We start from the raw sequence: 25,408 nt of genomic DNA, 5'->3' as shown, positions 1-25,408 counted from the left end.
CGGGCGGAGTTCGAGGTTTGGTTGGTTGCCGATAGACGCGGTATGCGTTTTGGACTTTGCCTGTCGTTTTGATGAGCATTGGTTGTCTGTTGATGCCTATCGCCCACCCTCATCCGTCGGCGAAGCGCCGCCACCTTCTCCCCTCAAGGGAGAAGGGACGGAATACGGCTCCCCTTAAGGGAGAAGGAACGAAGACGGGAATGTCGGAATTGCAAACTGTTCGCTGGTGTGAAGAAACGCTTTGACGATGCGGTGGAACACGTGGTAGGTTTCGCGCCGAAATGATCTGGCAGACATGCTGCGCGCTGAGAGATGTTTTTGGCGTTGGTGGCGATGTCGTGAAATTTGCCTACGTTTTGAGGTCAGTCACGCGTGAAAGATTTGAGACGAATCTTGAGTGTTGTGGTCGCGGTGGCGATTACTTTCGCGTCGGCATGCGAATGTCGGGCTGAGGAGAGTTGGGCGGACTGGCTGACGCCAACATTGTTTGAAAAAGACGAAGACGAAGTCAGTAAACGACGATCGCCGATTCTGCTGATTGGGGAGACGGATGGCTATCAGCTGCCTCACTCTGATTCCGTGAATAGGTCGAAAGTGCCTCTTGACTATGAGTCATGCACGGACGAGTGTACTGCTGATGCACTGGCGTGGTATGACCCGAGTCTGCTAGCGGAGAAGTCCTGGTTCAATCGAAAAGCGACCTCGATCGCGGGGACGTATATCGCGGGTGACGACAACAAGCTGGGGATTGGCGATTTTACGGTCAGCAGCAGTTTTCAGTTGAAAAGTCTTCCGTTGTTGTCGTTGACACCGTCTTACCAGATGTCGTTTCTTTCAGGACCGCAACAGACGGATTTGCCGGAGACGCTGTATCGGGCAGGGTTGGATATCTCGTGGTTTCAGCCACTCTCGGAACAGTGGATTTTACAGGTCGCGGTGACGCCCGGCGTGGCGGCTGACTTCGATACGACCGATGCGGCGATGATTCGTATCATGGGGCGGGCGCTGGCGTTTTATCAGGCGAGTGAAGAATGGAAATGGGCGATTGGAGTTGTCTATCTGGCGCGGGATGACTTACCTGTGCTGCCGGTGGCAGGACTTGTTTATACGCCGACGCCGGATATCAAGCTCGATTTGATGTTTCCGAAGCCGCGGTTTGCGTATCGTTATGAGCAAACGTCGTCGGGGGAGAACTGGTGTTACATTGGCGGCGAGATTGGCGGGGGGACGTATGCGATCGAGCGGATCACCGGTGATATGGATGTCGTGACGATTGGGGATCTGAAGTTTCTGATGGGGCTGGAGTTCAAGAATGGAACTGACCCGAAGAACATGGATGTGATGTTTTATGAAGTCGGCGTCGTCTTTAATCGAGACGTCGAATATGAGTCGGGGATTGGGGATTACAATCCGAAGTCGACGTTTGTGGCGAGAGCGGGGTTGGTGTTTTGATGGGTTGGTGGAGGCGGATTGGTGTGGTTTGAAGAGTCAAAAATGGCCTGCCCAATTTGAGGCTTTCATCCGTGGCTAAGCATCACCATAATAAAGAGATCAACAAAGCCATCGAATACGCGATTTCCAAAGGATGGCGGTAAGAATCGGCCAAATCACGTGGGCATATCGACAGGACACTCTACTGTCCTGCGGGAACACGTGAGGGACATCGACTCGGAGTTGCCTGCACGCCTCGGGTCCCTGAGGACTTGGCAAACCGTATTCGAAAAGAAGTTGATGACTGCCAACACGGCCTGGAGCAATGAGATGAATCGAGTTCCCTTCACACTCGTTCTCGCTGGAGACGAGCTGTCGGAATCACAGATGAACGACGTCATCATGGCCACAGACTCTGATGCGATGCCAGTCGTTCGCTCGGGACGATCATTCGTGGCGGCATGGGCCAGCGAGAAATTTCGCCAGTCGGTCACAACGACAATTAATCAAGTGGAGAAGTGCGGACTGACCGTGGAAGCGGTCTCTCTGGATGATGGTTCGCGCCGTGAAGATATTGACGCCATCAATCATATCCTGTCGCTGAGACAAATTATGAAATCGAAGCAGGAGCTTGATGCACTGTGGCAGGAGCTCGTGCCGGTGTGATGAGAGGCTTGACGTGAAATGGATTGAGAGAATGTGAGCGGATTTGGTGCGGTTTGAAGGTTCACCAGCACCCTACTTTTCGCTGGGAGTCGATGGGGACATGGAGGCGAATGAGTGCCTATCGCCCACCCTCATCCGCCCTTCGGGCACCATTCCTGAGAAGACTACCGCGTCGTTCACTCTCGCCTGATCGGCGAGAGTGAACTCCTTGCTTCCACCTCAAGGGAGAAGGGATTAATAAGGCTTGGTTCGAGGGAGTCGGGACGGGGTTGTGGGCGTTATTCAATTCGCAGAGGGCCCTCATCCGTCGGCGAAGCGCCGCCACCTTCTCCCCGGGGGAGAAGGGACGAGGAGGGGGGAAGGGACATGACGAGTTACTTTTGTAGGTGGGGATGGTCGCGGGGTTCGATTAATTTCATGGCCAGGTAGCCGGCGAGGAGGGCGGAGAGGGAGATGAGGAAGAAGACGGCTTCGAACCAGAGGTCGATGGCGTGGCCGACTAGGGGGGAGAAGAGGAAGGAGACGCCCATGGCGACGGACATGGCGGAGAGGTAGCGGGTATGGTTGGCGCGGGGGGTGAGTTCGAGGACGTAGTTCATGAAGAGCTTCATGATGACGGGGTTGAGGCCGAGGATGAAATAGGTCGTCCAGTACCAGGTACGGGCGAAGTCGAGGGGGAGCATCGTCATGACGATGGCTAAAAGAGGGGTGATCGCGGAGGCGAAGCTGAAGAGGTAGAGGATGCGGCGGTTGCCGTGGATGTCAGCGACTCTACCGCCCATGGAGCTGAAGAAGCCGACGCCTGCGTTCTGGGCGATGACCCAGATCATGAGCTGGTAGTCGCTGCAGCCGATTTGTTCGCGGCCGATCCATTGGTAGTGGGGGAAGAGCAGCAACGACGTCATCCAGAGCATGCCGACGTAGCAGGCGGCTCGGAGGTGTTTGTCGCCTGTGAAGGCCAGCCAGACGTTGTGGAATTTTTTGCGGATGCTGAAGGGGCTGGTGTGGGGGAGTTCGCCAGGTGTGCGTTCGTCTTTGGGTTCGCGGACCAGCATGAGGATCAGGCCCGCGAGCACGAAACCGATCCCGCTGGCGGCGAAGATGTAGACGTAACCGGTGGCGCCGGGCATGGCGATCCAGCCGGGGAGAAGCCACCAGGCGAGCGCGACCGAGACCAGTGAACCGACGATGCCGGATTCGCGCAGGAGTTTGCCACGGGAGGTGGCGCGGATCAGTTTTCCCTGGACGGTATTAAAGGTGAGCTGGTTGACGCCGGTGGCGATGAAGAAGAGCCCGTAGAGGACCAGGAAGGCGAATGGGAACCAGCGTGGCGGGGCGTCGACGACGAGGTACCAGCTGAAAGCGAGTCCCAGGAAAATCATCGCCATCGCCATCGTGGAAGCGATCAGGCTGCGAGATTTCTGGGGCATCTCCTTGAGGTGGTCGGCGTAGAGCAGGGGAGGGATGCTTTGTCCGAAGCGGTTGAGGATCGGAAGAAAGCCTCGAATCCAGCCCGGACCTGCGATCGCGTCGAGAAAGGCGGGCATGATGACGGTTTCGGTCTTGAAGATCCAGGAAACCCGCATGCTGGAGTTGTAGCCGGCTAGAGACAGCATGTTTACGCGTTCGGAGCGGGAATCGAACTGTGCGTCAATTTGGCCGGTTGCCAACGGCTCGGTGGGATCGTTAACATGGGTGTCGATAAGTTGATCGGTGACCGGAACCGGAAAGTTGTCGTCCTGGCTGACGCTGGTGGGATTCTGGGGAGTCTCGCTTTTTGCGGACGTGGGGGAGGGCATTTCGGTGAGGTTCTTACTGATTTGACAGGATGGCTATTTATGTGGTGTCACTTTACGCGAGTGGGTGACGATCGTAAATGTGAGGTTTGAGACAGGCCGTGAGATTCACGGCGGAATTTGACAGGCGAGTTGTGGCAAGTTCGATCCTTCGAGTCCTGATGTGTTGCTGGCTGTTGATCAGTCAGACGGGGATCGATACGTCTTGTTGTCAGGCTGCGGAACCAAGTTCGGTCGAAAAGCCCGCCTCTCCTCATGAGACGGTGGATGAACCGGCGAACGAAGAAAAGGCTGCTCCGAGAGTTCGGGTTGTGAACGGGCTGGGGCAGGTGATTCGGGATGACTCGGTCTGTGCGTCGGGTTCACGGGTTGTCGTCAAGGCGAAGACCCGCGTGACTAGTAAGCCGGGGTGTCATTGCTCGCTGGCTAAGAAACTGGCGGGGAAGTGTTGTTGCAGCGTCTCGAACGTACCTACTGAAGATGTGCGTGAATCGTCGTCGACCAATCCCTGTGGGGAAATCATTGGGGGAACGTGTCAGTGCGCGGATGAAGTCGGCACGATGGTTGTTTTGCGTATGCCGACGGTCCTCGAAGAACCCTGTCTCGTGGCGTTGGATGGTGGTCTGAATACTGTGCTGATGATGGTGGATGATGTTGTGAGCGCGGCGTCTTTGGAGTCTGCGCTGGACCCGCCTGAGTTGGGGTAAGTGATTGCTTTGTGTGCTGTGGCATGGGCTATCTGTCTTAAACGTAGGGTGCTGGTGAGTCTTCGAACCGCACCAATTGCGTTCACTGTTGCTACTTAACTTCGTGGGTCCATTTGGTGCGGTTCGCGGAGCCTCACCAGCACCCTACGAATGTATGCACGGACAGGATTGTCTGCACCCGGGGGCATCTTCCTTCTCTACTTACATCAATACATCATCAGGATATTTCTATGGCTATTTCACGTACTTCGCGATCGGGATTTACCTTGATCGAACTTCTCGTGGTGATTGCGATCATCGCGACTCTGGTGGCTCTTTTGTTACCGGCCGTTCAGCAGGCGCGGGAGGCGGCTCGTCGATCGTCTTGTAAGAACAATCTGAAGCAGCTGGGATTGGCGCTGCATAACTATGAAGCGACCTATTCCATGTTCCCGATGTTCGGGAGGACGGATATTGATTTCTCGGTGCAGTCGCGGTTGCTGCCGTTTCTGGAGCAGTCGAATCTGGCGGATATGCTCGATTACTCCAAGCCCGCCTTTGCAGGGGGATTCAGCTCGAAGACTCCTTACACCGATGCGGCGGTTGGGACGCGATTTGCAGACGCTTTCGCCAACCCACTGACGATCTTTTTGTGTCCGAGTGATCCTGCACCTTCGCAGGTCGTCGCCAATGGTTACACCTATGGCAGCAACAATTACATGGTCAGCTATGGGAGCGGGAGGGATCGCAATACGGACTTTTCTCGCCGAACCGACGGGCTGGTTTATCTGAACTCGAATGTCGGGTTTCGGGATGTGACAGATGGGGTTTCGAATACGGTCTTCATGAGCGAAGCCGTCAGAAGCGTTGGCGATGACATCACGCTTCCGGCCGGGCAGACGCCGACGTTTCCGTACCAGTACACGTTCAATGGTTCGTCTGGTGTGAGCTCAGCGGCCGACCCGCATCAGGGATTTGTGGCGACCGGAGCACCATGGACGAACTTTACGCAGGGTGGGGTGATTCAGAATCCTGATCTCACAGCGGCGATGAATGGGGGCTTCACTGGAACGATCACCTGGCGTGGCGGGAACAGTGCTGCGTTGCGAGGACGGGGCATGTCGTGGGCCTTCACCGGCGCGATGGCGACGATGACGAACGGGTACAACACGCCAAATAGTCGCGTGCCGGATGTCGTGCATCACTGGTCGGGATATTTTGGGCCGCGCAGCTGGCATAAGGGGGGAGCGAATGTCCTGTTCGGGGATGGGTCGGTGCACTTTCTCTCTGACAGTGTGAACACGCAGACGCAGCAGGATCTGCATAGTCGGAATGATGGGAATGTGGTGGGGGCGTTTTGAGTCAGTAACGGGGTGGCTGGGGTCAGGATTGTTAGCTGACCCCAGTTTGGAGTGTGTGAGGTGGCGCGTGTGGCGTACTCACACTGGTCATTATTTTTGAAAGCACAGGAGACAGGGGGTTCACACCCCCCGCTCGCCTTAATACCAGGAGAGATATTTATGAAACGTATTGTTTTGACTATTGCTATGTTGGCGATGATGAGTACTTCCGCCTTGGCACATGATGCCTGGGTGGAGACGAATACGAATCTGTTGAGGTCGGGGGATTCGATCTATGTGGATTTGAAGCTCGGGAATCATGGGAATGATCATCGGGACTTCAAGCAGGCGGGGAAGGTTCAAATTGAGAAGGTCAAAGTGGAGGTCGTTGACCCTGATGGGAAGAAGTTTGACCTGACTTCGAACATGCTCGATCAGGGTTACACCCCGAAGGAAGGGTATTGGACGGGGAAGTTTTCCGCGTTCAAGCCAGGGGTTTACACTGCGGCGGCGACGAGTGATACGATCGTCAATCACGGGCAGGCTCAGCGGTCGCTTAAGTCTGCCAAGACGTTCTTTCAAATCACCGAGTCACTGGATAAGCCAATGCCGGATGACCGGGTCGTGGGCAAGGTGCTGGGGCAAGCGATGGAGCTCGTCCCGATTGTCAATCCGGTCCTGCCGATGGCGGCGGGGAAGAAGTTTCAGGTGCAGCTGGTGATGAAGGGAAAACCAGTGGCCAATGAGAAGGTCTCCTGTATTCCGCAGGGCCACGAGCTCCAGGAGGGGTTTGATGCGGAGTATGAATTCATGACCGACGAAGAGGGAATCATCACCTTCACGCCGAAGGAGGGGAATCGGTACTTGTTTGTGTCGCATGTCGTGTTGAACGAAAAGGGAGACGGGTACGACGCGACGAAGTACACCGCGACGCTGACGTTGTTCGTGCCGGATTTGTGTATGTGTTGCGAGTGATTGAATTTCAACGCCAGGGTGCGAAGAGGAAGAAGTCGGTTATGATGACCATAGCACTTCGTCTTCTTCGTGCCTGAATGGTGAGCTGTCATGACCTGGTCTCCTTTGCAGTACACGTTGTTTGAGCAGCAGCGGAATCGGCCGATTTTTGATTTGCTGGCGCGAGTCCCGCCGGAGCCGAGGAGGATTATCGATCTGGGGTGTGGGCCGGGGAATTCGACGGAGTTGCTGAGGCATCGGTTTCCGGACGCGGAGGTGATCGGGATTGACAGTTCCCCGGAGATGGTCGAGGCGGCTCGGGCGAGATTGCCGGGAGTTCGGTTTGAGGTGGGGGATATCGCGAACTGGGATGATGGTCGGCCTTATGACCTGATCTTTGCGAATGCGTCGTTTCAGTGGGTTCCCGGGCATGAGGTTTTGTTGCCTCGGCTGATCAGGATGTTAACGCCGGGCGGCTCGCTGGCAGTGCAAGTGCCGGATAATTTGGAAGAGCCGAGTCATGTGCTGATGCGGGAAGTGGCTGCGGATCCACGGTGGGCGGGGAAGCTGTCGAAACAGCCGCGGGATCTTGCGTTTCGACGGGAGGCGGGGTGGTATCTTCGACTGTTGCAGCAGCAGGCAGAGCAGGTCGATGTCTGGCGGACGACGTATTATCACCCGTTGAAAGGGGGACCGTCGGACGTCGTGGAGTGGTTCAAATCGACGGGGTTGAGACCATTTTTGCAGCCGTTGGATGAGAATGAACAGGCTGAGTTTCTGAGGCGGTATCTGGCTGCGGTGACATTGGCTTATCCGGCTGCGGAGGATGGTTCGTCGTTGCTGGCGTTTCCGAGATTGTTCTTTGTGGCGACTTCTGGTTGATGCGATTCTCGAAAGGGGTCGCGACGGTTACAATGCACGCGAGGCTGCCCACTCTCGTCTCTCTTGAAGGTTGAATTTCCATGCTTGAACTGTATTTCTGTGTGATCGCGCTGGCTGCGGATGCCAAATGGACCGGTTTCCTAGGGGCGGAGACGTCTCATGTCAGTCCGGATTCGATTCCGACTGAGTGGTCTCCCGAGAAGAATATTGCCTGGAAAGCGTCGCTGCCGGGGCATGGACAGTCTTCGCCGGTGATCTGGGGGGACAAGGTTTTCGTGACAGCGATTGAAGGTCCGAACAAAGAGCAGAACCATGTCCTGTGCCTGTCGCTGAAGGATGGTTCGGAGCTGTGGCGAAAGACGACCGAGAGCAGCATGCCGGTCAAGAACAGTGTGTACGTCAGTCGGGCGGCACCGACGCCTTGTGTCGATGAGAACGGGGTCTATGCGTTTTTCGAATCGGGAGATGTCATTGCCTATGATCATCATGGAAAGCAACTCTGGACTCAGTCGCTGGGGAAAGACTATGGGAAGATTGAAAGTGAGTTTGGGATCGCCGCGTCGCCGGTACAGTTAAAGGATCGGATTATTATCGCGGTCGATTTTGCTGGCCCATCCTATCTGGTGGCACTCGATAAGCAGGATGGTCAGGAGAAGTGGAAGACGAGCCGGACCAGCCGAACGAGCTGGAGTTCACCTTACCTGCTGCATACGCAACATGGAACGCAAGTCATTCTCAGTTCAGCCGGGTCCGTCGACGGTTACGACCCGATGCATGGCAAGCAGTTGTGGACGATCGATGGGCTGGGCGGAAATACGGCTGCGACCCCCGTTCCGAATCAGGATGGGATTTTCCTCGTCGCGGCTTCGGCTGGACGTGAAGGGAATACGGAGAATGCGAAGAATTCGAACTTCGCGATGCGAGTCTTCAGCAGTGCGGATGGAACCTGGAACCCTGAGGTGATGTGGCGGACGAAGGATGCCAGTCCGTCGTTTGCGTCGTCGATCATCTACAAAGACTGTGCGTATTGGATTAACCGCAGTGGTGTTGTCTATTGCTACGACCTGGGACTTGGCAAGGAGCATTACACCAAGCGCGTGGCGCAATCGAGCTGGGCGACGCCAGTTGGGCTGGGAAACCACATCTATTTCTTCGGGAAAGATGGCGTGACGACGGTCATTAAAGCCGGGCCCGAGTTTTCGATTGTCTCGGAGAACCAGTTATGGAATCCGGACGAAGGGAAAGCTGATCCCGCGGCCGCCGCTGCGGAAGAATCGGAAGAGCGCAAGCGAAGTGCTGCGATGTTTGGCGGACGGACGCAGTATGGAGTTGCCGTCGTCGATGGTTCGCTGCTGATTCGGACGGGGGATATTCTGTATTGCGTTCGTGGGCAGTAAATCAGAGGTGGCCATTTCCCTTGTGGGGTGCTGGTGAGGCTTTGCGAACCGCACCAATTGTGCGTTCGAGGGTCGAATAGCGATTGAGAGCACATTTGGTGCGGTTCGAAGGCTCACCAGCACCCTACGCCGATTTCATAGATGAATGGTGGATGTTATGTCGCGTGTGAAGGTGTTGGCTGTTGTGCTGTGTCTGGTTGGTGCGCTGTGTCAGACAGTCAGGGCAGGGGAGCAGATGAAGGTCTGTTTCTGGAATGTCGAGAATATGTTCGACGAGTTCGACGACCCGCGCCTGGATGCTGAGGACATTCTGACCCGCCAGCAGGTCGAGCAGAAGATGGCCAATGATGCCAAGGTGATTCTTGCGCTGGAGCCGGACATTATTGGGCTGATGGAGATTGAGAATCATCAGATCCTGCGAGACTTCGTCAGCAAGCATCTGTTTTCGAAGGGGTATCACTACTTTCTCGTCCTGGAAGGGAAGGATACTCGGGGAATCGATGTCGGGATTATCAGCAAGAAGCCGTTTCTGGCCCGGAGTTACGCGATCCCCAACTTTCCGCGCGGGATCATGTCCGCCCGGTTTACGCATCAGGGGCAGCCGTTTTATGTGTTGATCAATCACTGGAAGAGTCAGCGGGACGGAGGAGATGATGTGCGGGTTGCGTCTGCGACGACGCTGCTCAATATCGTCTCGAAAGAGATCCCGGCGTATGAAGGGAAAGACGTCCCGATCATTGTGGGGGGTGATCTCAACGATGATCATGGGAGCGATTCGATCAAAGCCCTGCAGGCCGGAGGGCTGGTCAATACGCTGGAATCACTGGGGCCGATGGGGCGCTACACTCATGGTTACTACAACAATGATTCTGGCGAGATGGAGCTTTTGGGTTACGATCATTTGTTTGTGAATAAGCTGGCGTCGTCGAGTTCGGGGATGAAATGGAAGGTCTCCAAGGTTGAGCGTCCGAGAATCATGCTCAATGACCGGGTCATCAAAGGAAAACACTTTGAATTGCCGCTGGATGATTACAAGGATCGGCTCGGGTACAGTGACCATTTCCCGGTGATGGGTACGTTTGAGCTGACTCCGTAACGGCGTTTTGCATACTGGACTGTTGGTTTTGCATTGTTGCTGGCTCAGCTTGCAGGCTATCTTCGGTAAGTACGCCATTTCTGCCCATGCTTCCCATAACGGCCATCTTGCGCTTCCATCCCAAGATATTTTATCGTTAAAGCCTCGCCAGTTGCTCAACGACTTACGTTCACGGTCGTGCGCTGAGGCGTCGTCGTAGGTGCTTTTCTACGGTCGATTTAGGGCTTTTCCTGTAAGTTGCGTAACAAGATCGCAGACTTACCGCTATGGACCTTTGCAAGGATTACAAACCTCAAATTCGCCCCAAATCCTCTTGTCTAATTATTCGTGGTATCCAATACTGCCCGTCCCATTTATTCGTTGATACGAGCCTGCAACAGATTGACCGGCAGTATAAATGGGTAATCATATAAGTGGATGCCGATATATGTCATGACGACAACCCGGGGCAACCATGATAAGGCTGATGATGATGTCGGCCTGACAATTCGAAGAGGAGTTCGAAATGATTATCTACACACTACTTGCGGTCGCTTTGACGATCCCAAATGAAGCTGTTTTAGTCACCCGCCTGACGAATCTGACCAACACGGAAACGATGCATGGTCAGTTTCTGGACCGGTCGTCAGATCCAAATACTGTCAGCGTGGCGGCGACAGGATTAGGAAATCTGGCCCTTGCGGTGGCTGCAGATCGTGGGTGGTGCGAACGAGACTTTGCTGTTCGCAACATTACTCAAGGCTTTGAGTTTACGATTGCTGCCAATTCGCCCAAGAATCGAGGCTGGTTGCCACACTTTACTGATGTGAGTGGACAGCCCAAGTCTTACAGTGAAATCTCGACGATTGATACCGCCCTGTTTTACGCAGGCATGCTGCAAGCGGCGGAAGTCCTGAAGCTCACTGAGCTTAGGCAAAAGATCGAAGCTGAGCTGAAAAAGATCGACACCGATTTTGTGATGATCGATGGTTACTTTTCGCACGGCTTCTACTGGGATCAAAAAACCGGCAAGCCGGACATGATCAAGTTTACCTGGAGTGATACCTCAGAAGGGGTCATCCTGTATCGATTGTTCGATAAGCCATTCAGCCCCAAGGTTTCACGCGTCGACTATCCGCTGTTCGTCTACTGTTACCCGCTGCTGTTCTTCAATGAAGACAACTACTTCGAGCTCCTGGACCAGGCGATCGAGTACCAAACCAAAACTTACGGCTATGCTGGCGTGACGGCGACTGATGGGCCGACCGGGTATGTGGTTGATGACAAACAAGTCATCTCTCCGCTGCTCCTGGCATCGATCAGCACACGTTATCCGCACGTCACCGAGACGCTGGATAAGCTGAATGTAGATCCCAACATTGCCGCGTATCACGTTCCTTCTCAGTGGAAATCAGATGGAGAACTGACGATCGATCTGGCCAGTGCCTATATTCTGTTTGTGAGACTGGGTAAAAAATAAGACTTGGGGGATATCCCCCAATCGGAATTGAACGCTCTTGAAAGCCCCGCTGAACTGGTTTCAGCGGGGTTTCTTTTTTGGGGGACAAGCCTGCGGCTGCGAATTCAGTTTTTTCTGTGCGTTCTCCTTTTCCCTGATCAATCTGCTCGACAGCCACGTTAGACTCCGTGGGCCGGTATAACTTTCTGTGACGCGCTCAAATTGGAGATTACGAATGAATCTGATGTCGAAATTTGTTTTGTCAGCGACCTTTGCGATGGCGATCGCCTGTCTGATGGCGGGAAACGTGTCTGCTCAGGAGACGTCGACCGAGACGACTCCTGCTCCTGTCCAAGTCGAACCTGCGAATAAGACGATGACTGAGCAGGCCAATGACACGCTCGAATCCGTCCAGAAGAGCGCCGAAGAGACTTACAACAAGGTGAATACCAGCCAGGAAGCCAAAGAGATCTCAGCGGGGATCCTGCAGCCGATTTACAAGCTTGCGGAAACGATGGCCTTTTCCTGGTTTCACTGGCTCGCGTTTGGCTTGATGGTCAGCGGGGTTGTCAGTTATGCATTGCAACTGGTGCTCGGGAAACTGGTGGTTCTGACGCGGGCGGGATTCGACCTGGCGGAGATTCTGATGGATGCTCAAGGGCTGCTGCTCAGCCTGGTGGGACTTGTCCTGACGACTCAAGCCGCGGCTCAGAATTCGACATTTACGCAAAGCCCAGCGGCTGTGTTGTCCTCGGCTGGGGTCGGGGCGCTGGTTGGCTTCGTGTTCTACCTGTGGGGGCAGTCGAAGGAATTGCAGGCGCTGCGCGGGCGACGGGTTCGTGGGGAGTGAGAAACGGAAGAGAATCGCCTCGTGTGTGATAGGCATTGGAAAATCTGCTGTTGCCTAGCGCTCACCCTCATCCGCCCTTCGGGCACCTTCTCCCCTCAAGGGAGAAGGGACGTTGATGAGAGCCTTTATTTAATTCGCAGAAGTCCCTCATCCGACCTCGAAGACTCGGCCACCTTCTCCCCGGGGGAGAAGGGACGAAATCGAAGCGGGTACCGAGTTAACTTGGTGCCCGCTTTTTTTATGGTTTGGGTTGAGGCTTGGTCGCAGTTGAGATGGATGCGGCTTCGATGTAGATCTGTTTGATTTCGGGGTACTTGGTGCGGATGCTCGTTTCGAGGCGGCTGATCGTTTCTTCGATCTGGTTGGACTGGAGGTGTTCCTTGAACTCGATGTCCATCGCCAGGAGGACGTGCTTTGGGCCGAAGTGGAGGGTGAGAGGACGTTGGATGTGGTCGACGAGTGGTTCGTCGTCGGCAATCTGGTGGACGCCCAGGACAATGCGTTCGTCGGCTGATTCACCTATGAGGAGGCTGTGCGTTTCGTAGATGAGGACGAGGGCGACGACGCAGAGAATAACGCCGATGACCACAGACGCGACGCCGTCGAGGACGGGCATGTGAAGAGCATGGCCGACTGCGATTCCGATGAAGGCGACGACCAGACCAGCCATCGCGGCGAGGTCTTCAAAGAGGACGGTGAAGGTGGTCGGGTCTTTGCTGTGACGAATGGCGTGGTAGAACGATTTTTCGCCTTTTTCATGCATGAAGCCCATGAGAGCCACGTAACAGGAGAATGCTTCAAGAACGATGGCGATGCTCAGGACGATGTAATTGATCATCGGGTTCGTCAACTCATGCGGATGAAGGATATGCTGGATGCCTTCATAGATGGAGATACCGCCGCCGAGACCAAAGATCAGGACCGCGACGATCAGGGTCCAGAAGTAAAGCTCCATGCCGTAGCCGAAGGGGTGTTTTTTGTCCGGAGGACGTTTGGAGCGTGAGATACCGACGAGGAGGAGACCTGCGTTTCCGGTATCGACAAGGGAGTGAATCCCTTCGGTGAGCATGGCGGAACTGCCTGTAAAAAAGCAGGCGGTGAACTTCGTCACGGCGATGCCGAAGTTGGCGGCGATCGCGGCGTAGATAGCGGACTTGGAACCGGCGGCCATGAGGTCAATCCTGTGTGGTCAGTATGAAGTTAAGCGGCGGTGTATCGTAATGAATGGGAGGAGGTCTGTCAGCAGTTGAAATGTGGAGATGGTGGTTTGAGTTGCTTGTTGAATCTGTGGAAAAAGCGTTGCCTGAAGTTTGATAAGTTAAGTATTGGCAGTCTGTTAATGCCTATAGCTCACCCTCATCCGTCGGCGAAGCGCCGCCACCTTCTCCCCTCAAGGGAGAAGGGACATGGATGAGGCCTTTATTCAATTCGCAGAGATCCCTCATCCGACCTCGAAGACTCGGCCACCTTCTCCCCGGGGGAGAAGGATCAGAGAGGCTTGTTGTTTGAGGTGGGGTGTCGCGTTAGAGTAAACGCTGGTCTCTTCATCGCGTTCGTAAACATCAGGAGTAGTTGGATGACGCCCGCCACGGAAACTGTTGCCTCTGTCAGTGCTCGCGCTTCGACCCGCATGACGGCCAAGGACTTTCCACAGGAAGTTCTCAACCTGTATGACGACCTTGTGCACGGGCGCATCGCGCGGCGTGACTTTCTGACGAAAGCATCTTTGTTTGCAGTCTCTGGAATGACGGCTGAGGTGATGCTCGAGTCGCTGGCTCCGAACTATGCGCTGGCTGATCAAGTCGCCAAAGATGACAAGCGGATCAAGACGGAGACACTCGCGTATGAGTCGCCACAGGGGACTGGGAAGATGTCCGGGTTGCTGGCGTATCCGGCTGAGCCGGCGGGGCCGTTTCCTGCGGTGCTCGTCGTGCATGAGAACCGCGGGTTGAATCCGTATATTGAAGACGTGGTGCGTCGACTGGCTGTCGAGGGTTTCCTGGCGTTTGGGCCGGATGCGTTGACCTCACTGGGAGGATATCCCGGCAACGATGAAGAGGGACGCAACATGCAGGCCAAGCTGGACGGCGGTAAGATCACCGAAGACTTCATCGCCGCTGCGAAGGTTCTTGATAGTCATAAGCTGTCGACGGGCAAAGTGGGTGTGGTCGGGTTCTGCTTTGGTGGCGGAATGGCGAACACGCTGGCTGTGCGGATTCCAGAGGTGATTGATGCTGCAGTGCCTTACTATGGTCGACAGCCAGATCCGGACGATGTTTCGAAGATCGATGCTCCTTTGCTGATTCACTATGCCGAACTGGATCAGCGAATCAATGCAGGCTGGCCGAAGTATGAGGAGGCGTTGAAGGCCAACGATGTCCCTTACGAAGAGTACATGTATCCCAAGGTCAATCACGGATTTCATAATGACACGACGCCTCGTTACGACGAAGCGGCGGCGAAGCTGTCGTGGGATCGAACGATTGCGTTTTTTAAGAAGAATTTGAAGGGGTAGGGGAGAGACTGCACGCTGAAGTCGATAGCGCGGCGAAAGTCTGTGAATGCTTATCGCATTCCCTCATCCGACCTCGAAGACTCGGCCACCTTCTCCCCGGGGGAGAAGGGACATAAAACCGCTCCCCTCAAGGGAGAACGGATAAGATCAAGCGGCAGGGCAGGGGAGTCATCCTTTGTCTTGTCGCTTTTTTGTTGGGACGTTATGGTCGGCGCGAAGTTTCCCATCTCTGGAAGGGTGTCATGGAATCGCTGGTCATCGTTGTTGTGATGTTTTTTGTCGGGTTTCTCATCGCGTTTCAAGGGGCGGTCAATACGGCGCTCGCCCGTATGCTCAGTCATCCGCTGCATGCGACGTTTGTGTCATTTCTGAGCGGGACGTTGGTGCTCGCTATATTGTTGGCGATCAGCGGGATCAATTTTCCCAGAATTGCTCAACTGGTGAAGGTGCCGAAGCTCCTTTTCATCGGAGGAACGCTGGGGGTGGTTTACATTACGTGCGTGCTGATGTTTATCCCGAAGGTAGGCACGGCGCGGGTGGCGATTGCTGGGATTTGTGGGCAAATTGTATTCGCGCTTATTATTGACCACTATGGTTTGATGGGAATCCCAGTCTCAGCCGTCGATGCGAAGCGTGTCTTCGGTACTCTGCTGGTCGTGGCTGGTTTGCTGGTGATCAATTTGAAATGAGATTCATTGCCGAGTGATTTGAGATTCATCGGTGGGTTTACGTGCTGAATGCGGTCGATTGTGAGGGAGATGTCAAGTTTTTTGGATTGCACCAACATATTCATATTTTTTTATGTCAGGATTCTGCGGCTTCGGATGTGAATAGGTGGCGTTTGAAATCTACATCACATCGGGGGCAAGTCTGTGTCCGAGTCCGTCGATCGACAATACGAAGCTTTCGTGCGGCTGTTCACTCAGCATGAGACGGCGACGCGTGCCTACATTCGCAATGCGGTTCGCAGCTGGGATGATGTTGACGACATCATGCAAGAGATCAGTATTGCTGCCTGGCGGAAATTTGGGACGTTGGATGATCATGTCCGCTTTGCTCAATGGCTCACGCTGATTGCCCGCTACGAGATTCTTTCGTTCCGACGCAAGCGAGCCCGGGATCGACACGTCCTCAGTGAGCAGTTGATCGAGCTGATTCTCGACGAAGATGAAATTGCCCGGGAAGCAGTTCGCGAAAAACAACAGCTGATGGAAGACTGCCTGAGCAAACTTCCGGCACGTCGACGCGAATTGCTGGAGCAGATCTATGCTTCTGGGCAGTCCGTCTGTGAGTTTGCAGAACATTCGGGGCAGACGGCAACATCGCTGTACCAGCTGGTTTCGAGGATGCGTCGCACGCTGAGCGACTGTGTGCATGCTCGCATCGCAGCACAGGGAGGTGACCTGTGATCAACGAACATCATCAACTGCTGGATGACTATCTGAACGGTCGCGATGTCGATATGGCCACCCTGGAGCAATTACTGTTGAACTCTCGCGAATTCCGCGATGAGTTTCGACGACTCTCCCAGATCGACACCGTGCTGCATCTTCAGCATGCGTGTGAAGCGTTGACGATGCCGAGCTTTCCAATCTCTGCTGAAAGCCATGCACAATTTCCATCAAGGCCTCGACGACACGCCTGGATATGGAAGCCCGCCTTGCTGGGGACGATGCTGGCGCTGCTGCTGAGTATTGCAGCCGCGGTTTCTGTACCAACGGCACCCGTGGTCAAGGTCGTCTCAACGGATCATCTGCCCGCCGTCGCGACGGTGTTGTTTCAGCGGGAATCGAAGTTGACGGAATCGGGACGACCGTTGCTCAAAGATACTCGGGTTCCTGCTGGTCCCATGAGTTTGTCCGAGGGAAGCATCACGCTGATTTTTGATGGAGGATGTGAGCTGACCATCAATGGGCCTGCGGAGCTGAATCTGTTAACGGCCAATTCCGCTGTCATTTATCGTGGGGAACTGTTGTTTGAGAACAATCCTCATTGTGATGCTTTTGAGCTTTCGACGCCGCATTCGAAACTGCTTGATATCGGGACGATGTATAGTCTGGTCACGAACGCGCAGTCAGAGGATTTGCGCGTGCATGAAGGGGAAGTCTGGCGTTCGTCGTTAACATCGTCGACGGAATCATGTCTGGTCGTGGCGGGGAAGGGGTATCGAACAGGTGAGGGGGTTGTCAGTCTGGAAAAGGTTTTGTCGCATGATCAGCTGATGGGAAGTGGTGATCAGCCGCGCGCTGTCAGTAAGAAGCCGTATCTTGCTTTTGAGTCGTTTGACTATCCCGCTGGACGCGTCAAGAAGGAATTGGCTCAAGAGCATGGTGCGGGATTTCGAGGTCCCTGGTCGTGGTATTCGCGCGATCTGGAAGAGAAGGAACTGCCGGAGAGTCTTGTGACGTTTCAAGGCAAGGAAGTTGTCTTATCGGACAACACCGTTCTTCAACGTCGGCTGGCTCGCCCAATCAATACCTACAACGACAACACGATGTATTTCGCTTTTGACTTTGAGTTCAAAGACCTGACGGATCGTGACATCCTGTTTTTCCGCATGTTCTCAGTCGCGGAACCGGAGGTTCGAGGATCGCAGTTGTATGAACTGCTTCTGCTGGGGCATCAGAACCGGATTGTCAGTCGGTTCGGCGGGACGCAGACACAGGATGCGTTTCAATTTCAGGCGAAGACGACCTACCGAGTTGTCGGAAAGATTCTGTCCCGTCAAGACGGTCCCGATCAGATCTTCGTCTCGGTCATGCCAGCAGGCGATGCGATGTCGGCGACCCCGCCGGTGGTGTGGTCGACAGCGTCGCGCCCGATTGAGTTTCGAGCCCAATTGGATTTTCTTGTGTTTCACACTTATTCAAAGAGTCAGCAGAGTCTCAAGTGTGTCGTGGTCAGTGATGACTGGTCGATGCTGAGACAAACATATCTGGCTCTTCGAGAATTAAACAAGTCATAAGTCGTTTGGATTTGTGGTTCTTCTTATGTCCCATTATCAGGAGCAGAACATGTCGGCGTCACCCAGGTCCTATCGTGGCTTTACGCTCATCGAGCTATTGGTCGTTATCGCGATCATCGCGACTCTTGTTGCCATTCTGCTTCCTGCCGTCCAGCAGGCGCGTGAAGCGGCACGACGCAGTACGTGTAAGAACAATCTCAAGCAGATTGGAATCGCGATACACAATTATCATGACACGTATAACCAGCTTCCTCCCGGCGGAGTCTACGTTCGGGCGGTAGCAACAGGTTATTCTGGTGCATCAAATGACGAAAGTGGCACAGCTGACGGTTCCTGGAGCTGGACGGCTTACATCCTTCCGTTCATCGAACAGGCCCCTCTCTATGATCTGCTGCAACCGGGCCCTATCAAATACTCTGATGCGATGACAAATGGTTCCATCGCGAACGGCGGTTCAGGTCAGCGACGACTTCTGGAAGCGATGCGAAAGCCCGTCTCCGTCCTTGTTTGTCCATCGGATCCAGGAGATCCGATCATTGATAACACGCCCTATAGTGGTGATGGGAACAATGGCTGGTACATGGAAAACCTGAGTCCGATCAACTCTGGGGGGCAGGCTTGTTGCTGGAGTGGAGCAGGAAACGATTCGGTTGCACGTATTAACTATGTCGCAAATCACATGTCCTTTCGAAAGCTCTGGTGGCAGCCATTTGATGCTTACTACGCTGGAATGACGCCCGGGAATCCAGCCAACGAAGAGGTCGTGAAATTCGATGGATTATTCGCCATGAACTCATCGATCAAGTTTCGAGACGTCACCGACGGGCTTTCGAACACCATTGCAGTAGGAGAACGTACATCGTTCATGAACTCGACGAATGGCCCGATGCGATGTCTGGGAGGACGTCCCTTTGGCGTTGGTCACTCACATGATCCACAGGATTGGAACGGCTTTCATAATCAGGCTGCCATTTTTGGAACTGGTGGTCACCTGATTAATGATTCTGCATATCCCGCGGATCGCGTCGGCTTCAACTGTCGAAAAGGATACTCGAGCTCTCACGAAGGTGGCATGCAGGTTGTGATGGGCGATGGGGCAGTGCGGTTTATCTCCGAAAACATCCATCAGGTACCGCACTGGAACAGTCCTGCCAATGCGACCTTTCAAAGTCTTCTCAGCCGTGCTGATGGTTACGTGATCGGTGAGTTCTAATTTCCAACTCGATGTTTATCGCAGGCAGTTTACTGCCTGCGATTGTAAGGGTCATACAATGAACATTAACCTGTGTCGGATGAATTTCATTTCCTCAGCGATTCTGATCTCGATCATTTCGCTACATGGCTGTGGTCGCTCTGGTCCTCAACTTGGCGAAGTGAGCGGCCGCGTGACAGTCAATGGTCAGCCTGGACGAAATTTGAGTGTGACATTTGCTCCCGCGGTTGGGGGGCGTCCTTCAATGGCGACAACTGACGACGAGGGGCATTATGAGTTATTGTTCTCGGGCACAACCATGGGAGCGATGGTCGGAGAGCACAGCGTTTCGATTATGGAGAATCCCAACCTGATGGCATCTTATGAGGTGAAAGTTGTTGATGGCGTCGGACATGTTGACAGCACGGCGATGAACAAGCAGATCGCGCAACAACTGAAGGATCGTAAGAGTGGTAAGCGAATTCCGTCCAAGTACTATCAGAACTCGGTACTCAATGCCAAAGTCCAGCCTGGAGACAACACATTCGACTTTGAACTGACGTTCTGAGTCGATGTTTTTGCTCACTATGCTGGTCATTAAAAAGCTCCTGTGATTTCACAGGAGCTTTTATTATGTCTGCAATAATTCAGTTCGAAGAAACCGCTGAGATCGACGTCGCGGTCGGCCATGCGAGGGTGGCGTTGACCGGGTAATGGTCGGAGGGGGTGACGCCGTTGCGGGACGTGCGGTCGATTTCTGCGTTCAGGACTTTGAAGGCCGACGAGCAGGCGATCCAGTCGATGCGGGCATCCCCTTTTTTCATGGCGACGAAACCGCCGGCTGTCTGCTCGTCGCCGACTTTGACGGGATGGTGTGTCCGGAATGTATCCAGGAAAGTCAGCGGGGCATTGTCTGCGAAAACGGCGTTGTAAGGGCCTGAGGTTTCCGCTGCGTTGAAATCACCTGTGAGGATGACCAGAGAAGTTTTTCCGCAGTCTTCCATCCGCTGACGCAGGAGACGGGCAGATTCGATGCGAGCCTGTTTGCCTCGGTGGTCGAAATGAGTGTTAAAGAAAGTCAGTTCGCGATTGTTCGCCAGTCGGTCGCGCAGCTTGACGTAGCTGACCATGCGGGGCAGGGCAGAGTCCCACGATTTTGAGCCGACGACTTCAGGGGTTTCACTCAGCCAGAAGTGTCCGCCGCCGATCTTTTCAAAGCGACTGGTTCGATAAAACAGGGCAGTCATTTCGCCTTGATCGGCGCCGTCCTCGCGACCCACGCCGAATGCTTCATAACCGTTGAGATGCTGGGCGATGTAATCGCGTTGAAAGCCGTAGGTCTCTTGAGTTCCCAGCAGATCGGGATTGTACTGCTGGATGGTTTCCACGAGGAAGTCTTTGCGTTTCTCCCAATGGTTCTCGCCGTCTTTCGCGATGCCATTGCGGATGTTGTAACTCATCACCCGAATAGCAGACGCTGGTTCATCGGCGTGGGCGATTGTTAAGACGCATGAACAGAGTGTCAAAGCGACAAGAAATTTGAAGAGAGGCAGCAATTTTCGTCCTTTTTCCTGTGATAACCATGTCGGAACCCGACGTGGAAGTCCTTGTATATCGCGGAGAGGGGGCTTCCCGTTACAGAAATCTTCGGCAATTTTTCATCTGATTTGTGTCTCTGTGTTCACAAGCCTCTGGCTAGACGGTCTGATACAATGCACCGCCCTTCAGTATTTTGGTTGCGATCAGATTATGAGTTCATCAGAAATCATCGGCGATAAAACCGGGAACGAGTCGGACTCGTCTGGCCTGGTCAGTCATTTATCGCGGGCTGATTCTCGTGAATTGCTGGCTCGTAACTGGATGAAGGCCCAGGCGTCGCTAACAGCATTTCTCATTGCCTCGACCCCGCAGTTTTCTGACGCAGAAGACCTGCTGCAGGAAGTCGCAGCGGAGATTGCTCGTCGGTTTGATGATTATGATCAGACACGTCCCTTTTTGCCCTGGGCATTGTGGGTGGCGAAGATCAAGATCGCGGACTTTTACCGTGTTCGCGAACGTCGCCCGGTCAAGTTCGTGGGGGAATCGCTGGATGCCCTCAGCGAAGCGTGTGACCGAATTCAGGAAACACTCTCCGATGAGAAGTGGGCGCTTGAAAAATGCCTCTCCAATCTGACCGGGCGTTCGCGGGAATTACTGCAGCTTCGCTATTTTGATGATCTCTCGCCGCAGGAAATTGGTGAGCGATTGAATCTGCCTCCCGGAAATGTACGAACTGCGCTCTCACGTGTTCGTACGGCGTTGACCTCTTGTGTGAAAGCCACGCTTGCTGGTGAAGCCAATCAGTATGGATGACGACAAGGCTTTTGAGCTGATCGACGCGCACCTGGATCGTCATGCTTTGAATGATGACGAATCGGACGAACTGACGTCGTGGATCAAGTCGGACCCGGCGCGAGCCGATGCGGCGTTTTTTCGTGTCTTTCTCCATTCGTATCTGCGGTTCCGCATTCAGGCCGGGTTGCCTGCACCTGAAACCTCGAGTGGGCGAAGTGGACGACATCTGATCGATGTGTCTTCGGCACTTCGGCTGGACAATGACAGACCTGTCAAACGACGCCGATCGGCATTCTGGGCCTGGGGGCTCAGCGCGGTTGCGTTGACGATGGTCGTTGCGTTTTCGGTGGTCGCCTGGCAGGGATTCGCTCGCCAGAATGCCGTCGTCCCCGATCTTGGAAGTCTCTGGGCGTACGAAGGTTTTGACTATCCCGCGACGAATCTTCCTCGTGGTGATCGCGGGGAAGTCATCTGGCCAACAACCGGCGGATTGCACGGCCTCGAAGGCGGGATCGGCTGGTCAGAGCCCTGGAGAGAGACAAACTCGAAAGTCGCCGTCGTTGTGGATTACGATCGTCAGGATAATCCGTGGCAACAAAATGACATGCGAAAGTTCGGGCCTCTCAGTTATACCGATGTCGCTGGTAATTCGATTGAAACCAACGGACATCAGGCGAGAACTGCAACGTCACCTCGGTCGATCACCGCCAGACGATTTGACTTCCGAAACTTCCCAGAATCGTTTCGTGATGATGGAGGAATCGGACGCGATGGGTCAGTTGTCTGGTTCAGTTTTCTGGCCCAATCGTCGGCCAGTTCCGCAGTGAATAATCAATATTCGTATCTGGTGATCGGGTCGAAGGATGTGTCCGGGTTTCGCGTCGGCAAACTGGGAGCTGCCCCAACCGGAAACTGGACTGCCGTCGGACTGTTGACGGGTGCGGAGGTCAATCTCAAGACCAGCGATATCCCGTCGGGCCAGAAGGTATTTATCGTTGCTCGTATCGAGTTTCGGGAAGGCTCGGAAGAAGCGTTGATCTGGATCGATCCTGCTCTGTCTCAACCCCCGGATTTGAACGCTCCTGACCTGCGTCTGGAAATCCCGGACTTTCGATTCGACGGCATTGCGATTCACGCGAATCATTCCACGGACTTTGACGAGATCCGCTTTGGCTCATCATTCGAAGCTGTTTCTCCCCACCGCCATCCGCAGTGAGTTTTTCAGTCTTTCAGTTCGAAGATCATCGAGTTGTTACCTGCTTCGGTGATTTCTGCGACCAGACCTGATTGGGCGGGGTTGCTGTATTTCGCTGGGATGAGTGACCTGGGTTTTGCCATGACGGGCTTTTTCCCCTGATCCTGGAAGACGTCTTCCTGAGAGGCTTTGAGCACCATGACTGTGTAACTGCCGGGGACTGCTCCTGATTCAGGAGGGAATGCCTGAAGGTCAAACTTTCCATCCTGATCTGTCACGGCAGAAGCTGCGAATTTGTGAGTTGTCGGGCTGAAGACGACAACTGCTTCGCTGACCGGGTTACCAAGATAGGTCACCATCCCGCTGGCTGGTGCAGTAGTTGGACGATTGGGATCGCTGCCAGACTCGCAACCAGTCAGCAAGACGATCAAGAAACATGCAAGTGAGTATCGTGAGGCCATACCTAATTCCAAAACAGATCAGAGAAAATAAGAGTAGTGATTTACGGTTTCAGCTCGAAATCAAGCCGGTTTTGGGAAGACTTGGTTGTGACGGTTGCCTTGAGTGGCGACTGGATGCTGTTGCTGTAAATCTCTGGCAAGAGGTGTTTTGACGTATTTTTGTGGCCAGGATAGCCAGAGGCTTCTTTTGCGGTTTCTTTGGGGATCTCAATCTTGGTGACTAGCACCGTATAATCACCCACTGCTGCACCATCTTTGGCGTCGTAAGTTGCGAGAGAGTATTTCCCTGCAGCATCGGTTTTCCCAGTAGCGACTGGATTTGTTCCCTGCGAAACAAAATTGACAATCGCATCTTCGACAGGCATACCTTTGAATGTAATTGACCCGATGACTTCGTATACGGGAACACGACCATCAAGCCGAGCGGAGGAATCGCAACCAGTAACCATCAGCAACATGGCAAGCGAAAAAAAGAAGCCCAGGCGGCGATACATGAGGATGTTCCTGAAGAGTAGCAGACAAAATGTCTGTGAAAAGCGTCAAGCTGATTCGTGAAAAGCAGTGGTGGCATTTTGCAAAAGCCACCACTGTCATTCCGAGAGAGGGGTTTGCATCACTTAGAAGTCAGAAACGACTTCGCCACCGGAAATTGAACCCAATGCGCCCCAGACGCCGTATGGACTTTGGCCAGAAAGTGGAGAACCGACAGTTGTGTTGCCGGTATGAATGTTTTCACTGACAAACCGAACTGCTCCATCACTCATCAGAACTTGAACGCCACCGGCATGGCGGCTGGATGGATCGAAGACACCGTCGGCCTGGTCGCTGGTACTATTGAGTGCATTAGGGCTGTTAGGGCCTAGAGTTGTTGTACAGCCGGTATAGGCTGGTGCTCCATCAGCCCATCGAGTCCCTGCCACTCGAAGAATGCTTGGAGATGTAATTCTTCCTGAGCCATCAACTTGACCATGGATTAATGATGGATTATTTCGGAAGGCATCTCCGAACCCCATCGGCATGGCTCCCTCTTTAATATTGGTCGAGTTGGCCTGAGCTTTGATTCGCTCTGCTATCGCAATCGTATTACTCAATCCATCTGTGACATCTCGGAATCGAACACAGCGACCAAACGTTCCATCAGCGGGGGCATCACCGATCGCAGCAAACATTCCACGCAATCCGTGCCCCAGGTTTCCAGCCCAGCGGTTGTTATTCTGAATCGAGTCACCACGGCTGAAGGCGTAGTTTGTATGCGCCAATTCCGCAGCTTGGGCGGAGTCAGGATCAGAGGGGCAAAGGAAAAGTGGAACCTTCTGACGGAATGGTCGGTAATTAGTATCCCAGGGGTTACCGCCATAGGGCAGGTAGTTTGTTGTTCCATTGTTCGCTGCCTGTGTCCCGCCCGCGACAATCATGTCGTAGAGAGCAGCTTGTTCGATGTATGGCAGCAGGGAGACGTTGGCGTTGTAGCGTTTGGCCTGAGAGGTTGCATCGCTCAGATTGGCCGCAGGGGGGAGAATGTTGAAGGTGTCGTGATAATTGTGAAGAGCGATGCCGTACTGCTTCAAGTTGTTTTTGCAGGTACTGCGACGAGCGGCTTCACGAGCTTGCTGAACCGCTGGCAGCAGAATGGCAACTAACACCGCAATTATTGCAATCACAACCAAAAGCTCAATCAGCGTAAAACCATTTGTCCGGCGCATAGACATCAATCAGTACTCCACAGTCACGTTGAAAAATAACGATAAAAAATATCGCGAAGAAATTCTTGCCAGTCAGCTTCAAATGGGCAGAAGGCTCAGTACAGCCGCCCCGAAGCATCCTTCACATGAATGCCGCAGAACATGCCTGTCGCGTTACAGCAATTCATCAATACTCATAGAAACTTAACATCTTTACTGTGCTTCGGCATTTCCATGAGTCGGTGACAAAAAGCGATCAACTTGCTGAGTCATCTGGGACGCATTTTCGATTCGCAATGAAAGCAGCGCACGAAAAAAGCCCTGTCATTCATCGGAATGACAGGGCTTTTTAGAGAGGTGGCGGTCGGATTTGAACCGACGAAATAACGGATTTGCAATCGTAAGTGACGTTGTGATAAGTAGTTGCGCAGCTAGCAGGGGCTGGTTTTTACCGGTCCCTGTTTTTGTTTGATGACCGTCGAATCGGGATTTGATCGACGTTTAGTTGCGAGTGCTGCTAACACATTA

At 53.9% G+C, this 25,408-nt stretch carries 24 protein-coding genes; 18 read left to right on the top strand and 6 right to left on the bottom strand.

Annotated features, from left to right (window positions below; genetic code table 11):
* Nucleotides 1-402 precede the first annotated feature (402 nt).
* Together SH248x_RS11770 and SH248x_RS11765 are read left to right on the top strand one after the other, a co-directional pair.
* Nucleotides 403-1,452, top strand: a complete 1,050-nt coding sequence (locus SH248x_RS11770; RefSeq protein ID WP_459558611.1) for a DUF6268 family outer membrane beta-barrel protein — start codon at nucleotides 403-405, stop codon at nucleotides 1,450-1,452.
* Nucleotides 1,453-1,818: 366 nt separating this feature from the next.
* Nucleotides 1,819-2,097 carry a hypothetical protein gene (locus SH248x_RS11765; RefSeq protein WP_459554466.1) on the top strand — a complete coding sequence of 93 codons (279 nt, stop codon included), beginning with the start codon at nucleotides 1,819-1,821 and terminating at the stop codon, nucleotides 2,095-2,097.
* Between the two features lie 374 nt (nucleotides 2,098-2,471).
* On the opposite strand, the gene SH248x_RS11760 is transcribed toward SH248x_RS11765, so the two are convergent.
* Nucleotides 2,472-3,896 (bottom strand): MFS transporter, encoded by a 1,425-nt coding sequence (locus SH248x_RS11760; protein WP_459554465.1) that lies wholly within the window; start codon nucleotides 3,894-3,896, stop codon nucleotides 2,472-2,474.
* A gap of 131 nt (nucleotides 3,897-4,027) precedes the next feature.
* Between SH248x_RS11760 and SH248x_RS11755 the strand changes: the two genes are divergently transcribed.
* The 8 genes from SH248x_RS11755 to SH248x_RS11720 all read left to right on the top strand — a co-directional run bounded on the left by SH248x_RS11755 (nucleotide 4,028) and on the right by SH248x_RS11720 (nucleotide 12,536).
* Complete coding sequence (locus tag SH248x_RS11755; protein WP_459554464.1) at nucleotides 4,028-4,600, top strand: hypothetical protein; 573 nt, start codon at nucleotides 4,028-4,030, stop codon at nucleotides 4,598-4,600.
* 230 nt (nucleotides 4,601-4,830) lie between these two features.
* The gene (locus tag SH248x_RS11750) at nucleotides 4,831-5,940 is read left to right on the top strand and encodes a DUF1559 family PulG-like putative transporter (RefSeq protein ID WP_459554463.1); all 1,110 of its coding nucleotides are present in this window, start codon (nucleotides 4,831-4,833) and stop codon (nucleotides 5,938-5,940) included.
* A 159-nt stretch (nucleotides 5,941-6,099) separates the two neighbouring features.
* The gene (locus tag SH248x_RS11745) at nucleotides 6,100-6,894 is read left to right on the top strand and encodes a DUF4198 domain-containing protein (protein WP_459554462.1); all 795 of its coding nucleotides are present in this window, start codon (nucleotides 6,100-6,102) and stop codon (nucleotides 6,892-6,894) included.
* A gap of 90 nt (nucleotides 6,895-6,984) precedes the next feature.
* Nucleotides 6,985-7,755, top strand: a complete 771-nt coding sequence (gene tam / locus SH248x_RS11740) for a trans-aconitate 2-methyltransferase (protein ID WP_459554461.1) — start codon at nucleotides 6,985-6,987, stop codon at nucleotides 7,753-7,755.
* Between the two features lie 80 nt (nucleotides 7,756-7,835).
* Nucleotides 7,836-9,152 carry an outer membrane protein assembly factor BamB family protein gene (locus SH248x_RS11735; protein ID WP_459554460.1) on the top strand — a complete coding sequence of 439 codons (1,317 nt, stop codon included), beginning with the start codon at nucleotides 7,836-7,838 and terminating at the stop codon, nucleotides 9,150-9,152.
* Nucleotides 9,153-9,309: 157 nt separating this feature from the next.
* Complete coding sequence (locus tag SH248x_RS11730; RefSeq protein ID WP_459554459.1) at nucleotides 9,310-10,248, top strand: endonuclease/exonuclease/phosphatase family protein; 939 nt, start codon at nucleotides 9,310-9,312, stop codon at nucleotides 10,246-10,248.
* Between the two features lie 505 nt (nucleotides 10,249-10,753).
* Entirely contained in the window at nucleotides 10,754-11,707 is a 954-nt protein-coding gene (locus SH248x_RS11725) for a hypothetical protein (protein WP_459554458.1), read from the top strand.
* Nucleotides 11,708-11,930: 223 nt separating this feature from the next.
* Nucleotides 11,931-12,536, top strand: a complete 606-nt coding sequence (locus SH248x_RS11720; protein WP_459554457.1) for a hypothetical protein — start codon at nucleotides 11,931-11,933, stop codon at nucleotides 12,534-12,536.
* Nucleotides 12,537-12,774: 238 nt separating this feature from the next.
* Here the strand turns inward: SH248x_RS11720 and SH248x_RS11715 are convergent, their stop codons facing one another.
* A complete protein-coding gene (locus SH248x_RS11715) occupies nucleotides 12,775-13,707 on the bottom strand; it encodes a cation diffusion facilitator family transporter (protein WP_459554456.1) in 933 nt (310 codons plus the stop codon).
* 405 nt (nucleotides 13,708-14,112) lie between these two features.
* Here SH248x_RS11715 and SH248x_RS11710 point away from each other — a divergent pair, with 405 nt between their 5' ends.
* The 6 genes from SH248x_RS11710 (at nucleotide 14,113) to SH248x_RS11685 (ending at nucleotide 19,776) form a co-directional block, all read left to right on the top strand.
* Complete coding sequence (locus tag SH248x_RS11710; protein ID WP_459554455.1) at nucleotides 14,113-15,051, top strand: dienelactone hydrolase family protein; 939 nt, start codon at nucleotides 14,113-14,115, stop codon at nucleotides 15,049-15,051.
* A 242-nt stretch (nucleotides 15,052-15,293) separates the two neighbouring features.
* Nucleotides 15,294-15,740, top strand: a complete 447-nt coding sequence (locus SH248x_RS11705) for a DMT family transporter (protein ID WP_459554454.1) — start codon at nucleotides 15,294-15,296, stop codon at nucleotides 15,738-15,740.
* A gap of 183 nt (nucleotides 15,741-15,923) precedes the next feature.
* A complete protein-coding gene (locus SH248x_RS11700; RefSeq protein ID WP_459554452.1) occupies nucleotides 15,924-16,460 on the top strand; it encodes a sigma-70 family RNA polymerase sigma factor in 537 nt (178 codons plus the stop codon).
* Nucleotides 16,457-18,016 (top strand): hypothetical protein, encoded by a 1,560-nt coding sequence (locus tag SH248x_RS11695; RefSeq protein WP_459554451.1) that lies wholly within the window; start codon nucleotides 16,457-16,459, stop codon nucleotides 18,014-18,016. Before SH248x_RS11700 ends, SH248x_RS11695 begins: the two co-directional genes overlap by 4 nt.
* A gap of 49 nt (nucleotides 18,017-18,065) precedes the next feature.
* Nucleotides 18,066-19,229, top strand: a complete 1,164-nt coding sequence (locus tag SH248x_RS11690) for a DUF1559 family PulG-like putative transporter (protein WP_459554450.1) — start codon at nucleotides 18,066-18,068, stop codon at nucleotides 19,227-19,229.
* A 244-nt stretch (nucleotides 19,230-19,473) separates the two neighbouring features.
* Entirely contained in the window at nucleotides 19,474-19,776 is a 303-nt protein-coding gene (locus SH248x_RS11685; protein ID WP_459554449.1) for a hypothetical protein, read from the top strand.
* 79 nt (nucleotides 19,777-19,855) lie between these two features.
* Here the strand turns inward: SH248x_RS11685 and SH248x_RS11680 are convergent, their stop codons facing one another.
* Entirely contained in the window at nucleotides 19,856-20,668 is an 813-nt protein-coding gene (locus SH248x_RS11680) for an endonuclease/exonuclease/phosphatase family protein (RefSeq protein ID WP_459554448.1), read from the bottom strand.
* A gap of 289 nt (nucleotides 20,669-20,957) precedes the next feature.
* Here SH248x_RS11680 and SH248x_RS11675 point away from each other — a divergent pair, with 289 nt between their 5' ends.
* Nucleotides 20,958-21,560, top strand: a complete 603-nt coding sequence (locus tag SH248x_RS11675) for a sigma-70 family RNA polymerase sigma factor (protein ID WP_459554447.1) — start codon at nucleotides 20,958-20,960, stop codon at nucleotides 21,558-21,560.
* A complete protein-coding gene (locus SH248x_RS11670) occupies nucleotides 21,553-22,758 on the top strand; it encodes a hypothetical protein (RefSeq protein ID WP_459554446.1) in 1,206 nt (401 codons plus the stop codon). Before SH248x_RS11675 ends, SH248x_RS11670 begins: the two co-directional genes overlap by 8 nt.
* A gap of 5 nt (nucleotides 22,759-22,763) precedes the next feature.
* On the opposite strand, the gene SH248x_RS11665 is transcribed toward SH248x_RS11670, so the two are convergent.
* The 3 genes from SH248x_RS11665 to SH248x_RS11655 form a co-directional block, all read right to left on the bottom strand.
* Nucleotides 22,764-23,198 (bottom strand): carboxypeptidase-like regulatory domain-containing protein, encoded by a 435-nt coding sequence (locus SH248x_RS11665; RefSeq protein WP_459554445.1) that lies wholly within the window; start codon nucleotides 23,196-23,198, stop codon nucleotides 22,764-22,766.
* 41 nt (nucleotides 23,199-23,239) lie between these two features.
* Entirely contained in the window at nucleotides 23,240-23,692 is a 453-nt protein-coding gene (locus SH248x_RS11660) for a hypothetical protein (RefSeq protein ID WP_459554444.1), read from the bottom strand.
* A 123-nt stretch (nucleotides 23,693-23,815) separates the two neighbouring features.
* Complete coding sequence (locus tag SH248x_RS11655) at nucleotides 23,816-24,907, bottom strand: DUF1559 family PulG-like putative transporter (RefSeq protein WP_459554443.1); 1,092 nt, start codon at nucleotides 24,905-24,907, stop codon at nucleotides 23,816-23,818.
* Between the last annotated feature and the right edge of the window lie 501 nt (nucleotides 24,908-25,408).

This window comes from Lacunimicrobium album (genome assembly GCF_052161635.1).
GTDB lineage: Bacteria > Planctomycetota > Planctomycetia > Planctomycetales > Planctomycetaceae > SXPC01.
The sequence above is the reverse complement of the archived record's forward strand: the minus strand, read 5'-3'. Positions and strand labels throughout refer to the sequence as shown.

Bases quoted from the DNA above. Each gene is read 5' to 3' on its own strand.
- SH248x_RS11750 (WP_459554463.1), top strand. From the start codon at position 4,831: ATGGCTATTTCACGTACTTCGCGATCGGGATTTACCTTGATCGAACTT.
- SH248x_RS11725 (WP_459554458.1), top strand. From the start codon at position 10,754: ATGATTATCTACACACTACTTGCGGTCGCTTTGACGATCCCAAATGAA.
- SH248x_RS11680 (WP_459554448.1), bottom strand. From the start codon at position 20,668: ATGAGTTACAACATCCGCAATGGCATCGCGAAAGACGGCGAGAACCAT.
- SH248x_RS11690 (WP_459554450.1), top strand. From the start codon at position 18,066: ATGTCGGCGTCACCCAGGTCCTATCGTGGCTTTACGCTCATCGAGCTA.
- tam (WP_459554461.1), top strand. From the start codon at position 6,985: ATGACCTGGTCTCCTTTGCAGTACACGTTGTTTGAGCAGCAGCGGAAT.
- SH248x_RS11760 (WP_459554465.1), bottom strand. From the start codon at position 3,896: ATGCCCTCCCCCACGTCCGCAAAAAGCGAGACTCCCCAGAATCCCACC.
- SH248x_RS11655 (WP_459554443.1), bottom strand. From the start codon at position 24,907: ATGTCTATGCGCCGGACAAATGGTTTTACGCTGATTGAGCTTTTGGTT.
- SH248x_RS11765 (WP_459554466.1), top strand. From the start codon at position 1,819: ATGAACGACGTCATCATGGCCACAGACTCTGATGCGATGCCAGTCGTT.
- SH248x_RS11665 (WP_459554445.1), bottom strand. From the start codon at position 23,198: ATGGCCTCACGATACTCACTTGCATGTTTCTTGATCGTCTTGCTGACT.
- SH248x_RS11720 (WP_459554457.1), top strand. From the start codon at position 11,931: ATGTCGAAATTTGTTTTGTCAGCGACCTTTGCGATGGCGATCGCCTGT.
- SH248x_RS11705 (WP_459554454.1), top strand. From the start codon at position 15,294: ATGGAATCGCTGGTCATCGTTGTTGTGATGTTTTTTGTCGGGTTTCTC.
- SH248x_RS11660 (WP_459554444.1), bottom strand. From the start codon at position 23,692: ATGTATCGCCGCCTGGGCTTCTTTTTTTCGCTTGCCATGTTGCTGATG.
- SH248x_RS11745 (WP_459554462.1), top strand. From the start codon at position 6,100: ATGAAACGTATTGTTTTGACTATTGCTATGTTGGCGATGATGAGTACT.
- SH248x_RS11685 (WP_459554449.1), top strand. From the start codon at position 19,474: ATGGCGACAACTGACGACGAGGGGCATTATGAGTTATTGTTCTCGGGC.
- SH248x_RS11710 (WP_459554455.1), top strand. From the start codon at position 14,113: ATGACGCCCGCCACGGAAACTGTTGCCTCTGTCAGTGCTCGCGCTTCG.
- SH248x_RS11715 (WP_459554456.1), bottom strand. From the start codon at position 13,707: ATGGCCGCCGGTTCCAAGTCCGCTATCTACGCCGCGATCGCCGCCAAC.
- SH248x_RS11730 (WP_459554459.1), top strand. From the start codon at position 9,310: ATGTCGCGTGTGAAGGTGTTGGCTGTTGTGCTGTGTCTGGTTGGTGCG.
- SH248x_RS11670 (WP_459554446.1), top strand. From the start codon at position 21,553: ATGGATGACGACAAGGCTTTTGAGCTGATCGACGCGCACCTGGATCGT.
- SH248x_RS11735 (WP_459554460.1), top strand. From the start codon at position 7,836: ATGCTTGAACTGTATTTCTGTGTGATCGCGCTGGCTGCGGATGCCAAA.
- SH248x_RS11675 (WP_459554447.1), top strand. From the start codon at position 20,958: ATGAGTTCATCAGAAATCATCGGCGATAAAACCGGGAACGAGTCGGAC.